6 protein-coding genes are annotated in these 7,977 nt (G+C 49.1%); 2 read left to right on the forward strand and 4 right to left on the reverse strand.

Going from position 1 to position 7,977, the window contains the following annotated elements; genetic code table 11:
- Nucleotides 1–635: 635 nt before the first annotated feature.
- Nucleotides 636–2,339, reverse strand: coding sequence for a hypothetical protein (locus HOK28_19825; GenBank protein ID MBT6435355.1), 1,704 nt, complete (start codon nucleotides 2,337–2,339; stop codon nucleotides 636–638).
- A 351-nt stretch (nucleotides 2,340–2,690) separates the two neighbouring features.
- Here HOK28_19825 and HOK28_19830 point away from each other — a divergent pair, with 351 nt between their 5' ends.
- Both HOK28_19830 and HOK28_19835 read left to right on the forward strand, forming a co-directional pair.
- A complete protein-coding gene (locus tag HOK28_19830; GenBank protein MBT6435356.1) occupies nucleotides 2,691–3,890 on the forward strand; it encodes a redoxin domain-containing protein in 1,200 nt (399 codons plus the stop codon).
- Nucleotides 3,891–4,123: 233 nt separating this feature from the next.
- Entirely contained in the window at nucleotides 4,124–4,345 is a 222-nt protein-coding gene (locus HOK28_19835; GenBank protein MBT6435357.1) for a hypothetical protein, read from the forward strand.
- A 23-nt stretch (nucleotides 4,346–4,368) separates the two neighbouring features.
- Here the strand turns inward: HOK28_19835 and HOK28_19840 are convergent, their stop codons facing one another.
- The 3 genes from HOK28_19840 to HOK28_19850 all read right to left on the reverse strand — a co-directional run.
- Nucleotides 4,369–5,583 carry a response regulator gene (locus HOK28_19840; protein MBT6435358.1) on the reverse strand — a complete coding sequence of 405 codons (1,215 nt, stop codon included), beginning with the start codon at nucleotides 5,581–5,583 and terminating at the stop codon, nucleotides 4,369–4,371.
- 153 nt (nucleotides 5,584–5,736) lie between these two features.
- Nucleotides 5,737–6,225: a hypothetical protein gene (locus tag HOK28_19845; protein ID MBT6435359.1), complete on the reverse strand. Its 489-nt coding sequence runs from the start codon at nucleotides 6,223–6,225 to the stop codon at nucleotides 5,737–5,739.
- 434 nt (nucleotides 6,226–6,659) lie between these two features.
- Nucleotides 6,660–7,977: MMPL family transporter (locus HOK28_19850; protein ID MBT6435360.1), on the reverse strand; the 1,318-nt coding region annotated here is incomplete at its 5' end.

Below are 7,977 nucleotides of genomic sequence, written 5' to 3' on the forward strand. Positions count from 1 at the left end.
ATATCAATTGTATGGGTTTGATTAATCTGCATCCCAATCGTTCACGTTTTAAGCGCGGTAGCCCACACTTACTGAGAAGCCAGTCGAACAATCTTTCCGTATCCATGAGTGAAAAAAAAAGGAGCTTCAAAAGCTCCTTTACTCCGCACCGCGGCTCCAGGAGCTAATTCCTGGAGCCGCGACCAAATTCCGAGTGACTGATAAGGCGGCGTAGCCGAATGTTGGTTCCACGTCGCAAAGCGAAAGCCCATTTCACTCGGACCAGACAATAAGTGTAGATGCCTAGCACATCATCCGTCTACACTTTTCGTTCATCTCATTTTAAGACTCATGTAGGCACAATGGATACGGCGGCAGATATACCCCCCGAGTAACCCTCTAGACTTAGAACCCGAAGGTCAACAATACCAAGATCTTAGAATATGCGCATGCTTTAAAGGTCCGGATAAAATTCTCGGAGAAGGCGCATGAAACGGGATCTTTTGCGTAGGAAGGGTAACCGCTTCACGTAAAAACTTTTGGAAATGGCCCAATTTATAAGAGGGGCCAGGTCAATCCACAGCCAGATTGTTCCTATCTTTACGCGAAGCGATCACCTCGCCCTGATTCCGCCCATGAAATCAGGAACGATTGGGTTAGAATTTTGTAACCACTTCAGTGGGCTCAAGAAGCCACTCAAAATGGTCAAGCAAAACCAGTGAATCCAAGCTTGAATCTGAGGTATCCCAGATATGGAAATCAACGAGAATCTCTTCGCCGCCCACCACGGGGGCACTTGTAGTAAGCCAAGCAGTTGCCCCGGCGCGGCGCACATCCGTATGGTAAGCCTCTACATCAGCTGATGTATCGGGACAGGCACCGTATTGAGAGACACACAAGTTGGTAGCCGTATCGCAAGACAGAGAGTCCGGGCACCCATCCATATTCAAATCAGCACCCGATGAAGCAGGAGGACCGTTGCCGAGGTCTTCCCCGCCGGGCGGTATTGGGTCGCCTGGGTTGCCTGGGTCGAAAGTACCTGGGTCGTCCTGCTGTCCTTGAAAACACTCCAGTGGTTCACATGATGTGAAAAATGCGTTGTTGATGGAGACAGGATTTCCGGCCGCATCAAAGGAAATGTTTCGGTCCACCGGAATCGCATTATGCTCACTGTCTAAGAGGGCCAAGAAAAAGTCATTGAACTCAGTACAGAGATACTCCGGGTATTCATAAGAAAAGAACCGGAATTTAAACTGAATACCTTGAGCATTCGATGGCACTTTTAAACGCAGTCTCAACCGAGCAGAATCACGAACCAATGTCTCACCAGACGGGCACTCCGGAAGCGTTTGCAATGAATTACTGTGTTGCGAAACATATTCCGTAGGAGCTTGAACACCGCCCTCACCTGTCTCAAAAGGGTCCATTGTTTCGGCAACAAAGCTCGTGTCGCCGTTTACAAATCCTGGGTCACCTACTCCACGAGCACGTCCGCTCGACAACACGGCCATCGAGCCATTTCTTAATGCATCAACTTTTCCGCCAAGCTGCTGCAATACTGCAATCTGCATCGCATTCACGGCGGATGATCCGTCAGCGTTGGTGATCTCTGCGGCCATCAAGCCCCAGCCTGAACCATCAGGGTTCACGTTGTTACAAATATCCATCGCTCTGGCTAAACCGATTGCGTCGGTTTGCATAAGAGTCATGGGCTGTACGCAATCGTTCAAGGGAGCATTATCGATTGTTCCGTCGCAGTCGTCGTCGACCCCGTTCTCTGGATCGTCATAAGCTCCGGGGTTAACGAGAGCTGGCGTCTCAGCACAGTGTTCAAGAATGCTATCGCAACAGTCACCGTCGCATGCACTGTACCCATCGCCATCTTCATCCGGCAGGTCATCAACCGTTCCATTGCAATTGTTATCAAGTCCATCAGAGTCACAGCTCTCAGCCACAGGTAGCACTTGCCGCTCGCAATCAGACCAGCCGGTGAGCGTGCAGGTTTGCTCTCCAGCCACACAGGTTCCAACTCCGAGTGTATCCGTCGGCCCATCATAACATGTCTGCGTCAGGCCCAAGCTGGGACACAGGCACTCACCTTCAAACTCACAGCCGTTGGCGGCATCGCCATCACAATCAGAGAACCCCTCTGCGCAACTGCACGCATCATCAACACACGCTTCGTTGAGAGCACAATCGTTTGAATCAAAACAAGCGCGAGAGCCGTCAGCGCCTTCTTGAGCACAGCCAGTGACCAAAAATAGAAGTAGAAATAGATTCGTTAATAACAAGAATTTAACGTTTCGGTTTACACGAGGCGCAACTGTGCCTGTGACCATATAGGGGGAGAACTGGGCCATGCTCACTCCAACTTTCAACTTAAATGTCATCCTCGGCTTCGAAACACGGCGAGGTTACGTGTGCGGTACAGGCTTAGATGCAGGCCACTTGAGTTCTGTCATTTTTTTTATAAGTTTTTCGCACGAGGTTGAAATTAGGCCTCTTTTCTCGTTAGCGAAATCCGCAGAAGGCGACACAGCGCGTCAAAACGGGGTATTCTGGTACCTCGCTATTCTAGATGATGTTCGTACTTATGTATGATGCGTCCCCCCACAGACGTCCCAATAAACTGCGAATTCTTCCTTCCCCTCTCAATTCCGCTCCTGTAGGGTTCGTGCTTCTAACTTTATTGAACCTGGAGAATACCCCCCATGACCATTTCACAGAGACTGCCTATTTGGCTTCTTGCAGGCCTCTTGGCCATTGGCACCGTAGCATGCAGTGGTGCGGACGAGACCGACTCAAAAGACGTAACAGATGCAACCGATGCAACTGACGCGGCAGACGCAAGTGATGCTGCTGACGCCAGCGACCCAAGCACTGCTTCTTCCAACTGTACCGAAAGCGGCTTTACCGCAAGTACACAGACTGCAGCTGCATCGACCGACAACTACTGGAGCCTCGTCGCTCCTAATGCCGATGGTACATCAATCATTCGTGTAGAGAGCTACATAAGCGGTAATTACAATGGCCCAACTGGGGCGGGCAGTTATCCTCTAGGCGGCAACTACTCTAGCTGTTCGCTTTGTGTTCTGATTGGTTCAGGCTGCCAAGGCGGCGCTAATTGCACCAAGACGTTCTATGCGGACTCAGGCACTCTAGACATTACTGCTATTACTTTGTCAGAAAATGGAACTGTAGCAGTTGAACTTAAAGACGTCGTTCTAACGGAAGTAACGATTGCAGAAAACACATTTGAATCGACGCCTGTTCCCAACGGGGCAACTTGGTGCATCGGCAGCACCACGGCTTCTGGAACATTCACTGATCCAGATGCGCCAAACACTACCGGTGCAACAGCTCCTGACGTAGCTGAGCTCACATGTGTTGCGGCGGGCAACGGTCAAGGCCTTGGCGCAAACCTCACAGACTTCACCATGACCAACTGCAATGGCGAAGAAGTAAACATGCACAGCCTTGCGTGCAGCGAAAATGTCGACGCTGTTTGGTTTGTAGCATCCGCCGACTGGTGTGGTCCTTGCCATGCTTATGCTGATACCGCGAAGGCTCGCCTAGACAACGCCAACCAAGCTGGAGTCGCTTTGGTTGAAGTTATCGGTCAAGATTTAAACTACGGTCCTGCAACCATTGACACTTGCAAGTCGTACGCAGACCAGCACAACCTAGATTACAGCCACGTATTCTTCGACCCTGAATGGGAAACACTTTTCGGAAACGTATGGGCGTACCCAATTGGACAAGGAACCATGTACTTCCCTTGGATTGGTATCGCTAAAGGCTCAAACCTTGAGTACGTTTACAGCAGCCAGTTCAATGCTGCTGACTATCCTGGCGACACATACAACGGCGAGACCCTCTTAAATGAGCTTGCTGGTGTTCCTGGTGAATGATTGCAGTTGATGCAACCAACCATCTAGAGTGGTAAATATTAAAAAGGGGCTTTTACGAGCCCCTTTTTTTTTACTAAATTCTTAAATTCTTCCACAGCCTCGAGCCACCGAATCGCTATTTATAGAACTCCATTTTCTAAGAACCCGTCGTTTGCGGAGAAAGAACGCACATTCACGCATATTTTATTACCTGAGAGCTTTTCCCAGGCTCAAAATCGGTTAGACTTAAGTCAATGACTGATTCAAGTGGACAACAAGGCGAATTGGAAAGTCTACTGGCGCTTATCGGTAGTAAATCCAAATACCACATCGACATCAAAGTAGGTCCTAAGCCAGGTAAACAGGGACATATGCGTGTTCTGTTTAATGGCAAGGAAACCATCAGCGCGGCCTCATCGACAAGTATTCTTATTTATTTAAAGGGTGTGTTGCACGGCATGCAGCTTAACGACTAGAGGACGGCCAGTCTCAGGCAGTCTTACTCTGTTTCGTCTTCTTCTGTTTCGTCTTCTTCTGTTTCGTCTTCTTCTGTTTCGTCTTCTTCAAATTCTTCAATCTCTGCGGTCCGAGCCTCGGCTTCTGGCAGAGTCTCAAAGACTTCCAATGAGGCTGTATCCCCTGTTGTCTTGATAAGGTTTTTAACCTCGTCATCCGCCACCACAAAAATGGATAGTCCGATATTCGAACAAGCGCGGTGGAGATAAACCAAGTAGCTCAATAAAATTTCGCGTGGCGGAGGAATGGATAAATCGAGAATCACCGTTTCAAAACATGCACCCGCAATGATCTTCACCCCATCGATCGACTCTTGTCTCAGACGTACCGCATAGGCTTGGCGCTGCTCCTTAGGTCGTGGGTAATCGTTCAAAATAATCTTGTTGGCTTCAACGCTGACCGGTTCCGCAACCGCCCGCCCCAGATTCGATTTCAGTAACTCTTTAACTCTACTCGACTCGAAAGGCTTAAACAGGTGGCCGTCAAAGCCGTTATGTAAGACGTCGGCTTTGCCGGTATTGATGTCGCGAACATACAACCCAAATACGGATATACCAGGCTGAAGAATACGCAGCTGCGAGGCAAGACCCGCACCGCCAATTTCCGGAATCTGCATATCAACCAGAATGACTTTAAATTTAAACGCACGGCATGCCTCAACCGCAGCTGAGAAATCATGCGCCTGCTTTATCTCGATATCTCTAGGGAGATGTCGCTTCAGTTTCTTTGCCACAACGGGAACCGGATCTACCAAAAGAATATCCGACTCCGGGCGGTCGATCTCTTCAGTTTCCAGCTTCAATACAACCCGAACTTTGCGTCTGATTTCAGCTGGGGTCACGGGCTTCAAAACGTAATCTTCAACGCCTTCCATCAAGACTTCGCCGATAACCGACGTGCGGACCTCGCCTGTCAGTACAATAACGGGCGTGCCGTTACCCGACTTTCGAAGCAGCTTGAGTGTCTCTCGGCCATCCATCACCGGCATGGCGAGATCCAAGATCAATAAATCAACTGTTCGAGTCTGTAGGATATCCAAAACCTGGCGACCGTTCTCGGCTTGTAGAACATCAAACTCAGATCTTAGGCTTTGAACGACGATAGAGCGAACCAAGTGGGAATCATCGGCAACCAGAATGACCTTACGGTCACCATCGCTCGGCTCACCTTTTACGTTCCCAATAAAGTCATTACTCATTCGAATGCCCTGTATCAAAACCGACGAGGTAAAAGTCGGCTTAGTCTTTCACCTACATGCTAGGTAAGACCTGAGATTCAAGCAAGTCGGGCTAGGCCATTAGAGGATCATTGCCCATCGAAATCATGAAAACTAAGAAAGAGAAATCATTCTTTAGAGGGTCACCATGGCCAGCATAACGGTCATAGAAGCCACTGCACTGAAAGCGAGCACCGCATTTTGCAACCGTCGCCGACGCACGAGACGCACTCCAGCAACCAGCTGCCCCGTATTCATACGGTTACTCTCACGAACGAGGTTACTGGTTGTCTCACCATAGTGGGTGGGGATACCTGTTCCGCGGCCCCCTTTTACCTGAAACAGTTCACCCAAGAGCTTATCGTTTCTAGCTTCCGGCTTACTTCCAGAGAAACTGTTACGACTGATAGAATCCCCGGTAGGAACTCCACATAAGGCTACTGCGGCATCCAAGGCACCTGGATTTACATAGCGTGTTTTGATTTGTTCACTATTTAAGATGCTTCCATCTTCAGTGACATCAAGCTCGCTTAGCTCTTGCTCATCTTCAATCACCCAAAGTTTCGGGCGCTCCATACTTTGATCTAGTTCTGGAACCGGGGGAGGTAAAACATGGGAACTCATAGACAACTCCATTTAAAGATTGGTGGAACTTTCCTCGCGAAATTGGGCCTTAAGAAATTCGAGATGAACTTCCAGGTCTGCTCGTTTATGAACACGAGATTCACGAGATGCGGTAAATGAACGAAGAACTGGAGAACAACGCAAAGCGTCATCTTGACAGTCCTCTTTACTAAGCTGGCTCCCACATGGTGGTAGAGCCCAATGCAGACGACGCTGCTCCATACGAACCTCCGACAAGTCGCAGACATTCCTCCCCCAAGAGGCGAGAATTGCAAAGCAATCTCAGGTCTTAACACTGCGGAGTGAGTTTGGTCACTTATGTAGAATATGATGGCACCCGCGCATACACCTTGCAACATTAATCCACTGCGGGTTCAAAAAAAGTTCCTATTATCGGACACATACACCCACATGTGGGACAAAAGAGCACAGGCCTAAAGGACAGGCTTAGCTGACTCCCCTATCGGGAATCTCAAAAAGCGAATCTTCAAAAGCGCAGGGACGAGTAACAAATCAGCCACCAAAGCGACAACCAATGTCATCGGCAAAAGCGTCCCCATCATCCGCGTGGTTAAGTAGTCGCTTAGATTAAAGGGCATTAAACCCAAGCACAAAATCAAGGTGGTTTTTACAATACCCCGACCCGTGTACTCGAAGGTTCTTGTAATCGCTTCATCTAAGGTTGAGCTCCGCGCGGCTTCCATCCGAAAACGCGTCAGAAAATGAATGGTATCATCGACTGCGATTCCAATGGCAATCATGGCAACCACCATTGTATCAGAATCGACAAATTTCTCAGTCAGGCCTAGAAAGCCCCCCATCACAATGATGGGTAACAAATTAGGAATCATCGAAATCAGCGCCGCCGCAGGTAACCTCAAACAGACCCACATCATCAAGGTCGTGACGATGACTGCAAACAAAAAACCGTTTTTCTGACCATCAACAATGTACTCAATCCATTGGCCCATGAGGTAGCTCATGCCCGTTACTTCCACTTGCGCTTTATCGCCTAGATACTCTTCGAACACCGCGGCCATATCATCTCCGACAGAGCCTGATTGAACGAGGTTCGCACTCGAAAGCCTTGCACTCACACGAATCTGCTCACGGTCATCACTGATGACCGTTTCCAAACCTTCCCCACCCGACATCTCGAAAAGCATCAAGTACTGAGAAACCAGTTCCTGTGTCTGCGGGAGTGACGCGTTTGGTTGCGCCAGCATCTCCCGGTGCAGAGTCTTCAATAAATCAGCAATACTGTAAACGGCGTCAATCTCTGCTCGCTCCTCAAGCACCCGCGCTGCTTCCTCAAGCTTTTGCAGTAGCTCAGGTGTCAAGAGAGTACTTCCGTCACCCTTTTTCTGCGTAAGATAAACATCAACAATATTCGTTCCCGAAAAATTATCCTGGATAAAGCGCTGCGCCACACGGATATGGTTGTCCTCGCTTAGGCGCTCCTGCAAATTTGTCTCAATTTGAATTTTACTAATTCCGTAAAAGCAGACACCTATGATCAAAGCGAAACTAAAGGCAGTCATCCACGGCCACCGGGTTCCTATCATCGCGCAAGCATCTGTCAGGTTACGAACTGTTTTCCCGCCCCATTTAAGGTGACTGTCGTGGGAGACCTTCGGCGTTGCCATTAACGAGAAAAAGATAGGTACCAGAGTAATTGCTAAAACCAGTGCTATCGCGACGCCCAATCCCAGAATCACTCCCAGAATTCGAAAGACCGGTCTCGGCACGAAA

Source organism: Deltaproteobacteria bacterium, from assembly GCA_018668695.1.
Lineage (GTDB): Bacteria > Myxococcota > XYA12-FULL-58-9 > XYA12-FULL-58-9 > JABJBS01 > JABJBS01.

What these genes read in the sequence shown, in the direction of transcription:
- HOK28_19825 (MBT6435355.1), bottom strand. Translation starts at nt 2,339, where the DNA reads ATGGCCCAGTTCTCCCCCTATATGGTCACAGGCACAGTTGCGCCTCGT.
- HOK28_19830 (MBT6435356.1), top strand. Translation starts at nt 2,691, where the DNA reads ATGACCATTTCACAGAGACTGCCTATTTGGCTTCTTGCAGGCCTCTTG.
- HOK28_19835 (MBT6435357.1), top strand. Translation starts at nt 4,124, where the DNA reads ATGACTGATTCAAGTGGACAACAAGGCGAATTGGAAAGTCTACTGGCG.
- HOK28_19840 (MBT6435358.1), bottom strand. Translation starts at nt 5,583, where the DNA reads ATGAGTAATGACTTTATTGGGAACGTAAAAGGTGAGCCGAGCGATGGT.
- HOK28_19845 (MBT6435359.1), bottom strand. Translation starts at nt 6,225, where the DNA reads ATGAGTTCCCATGTTTTACCTCCCCCGGTTCCAGAACTAGATCAAAGT.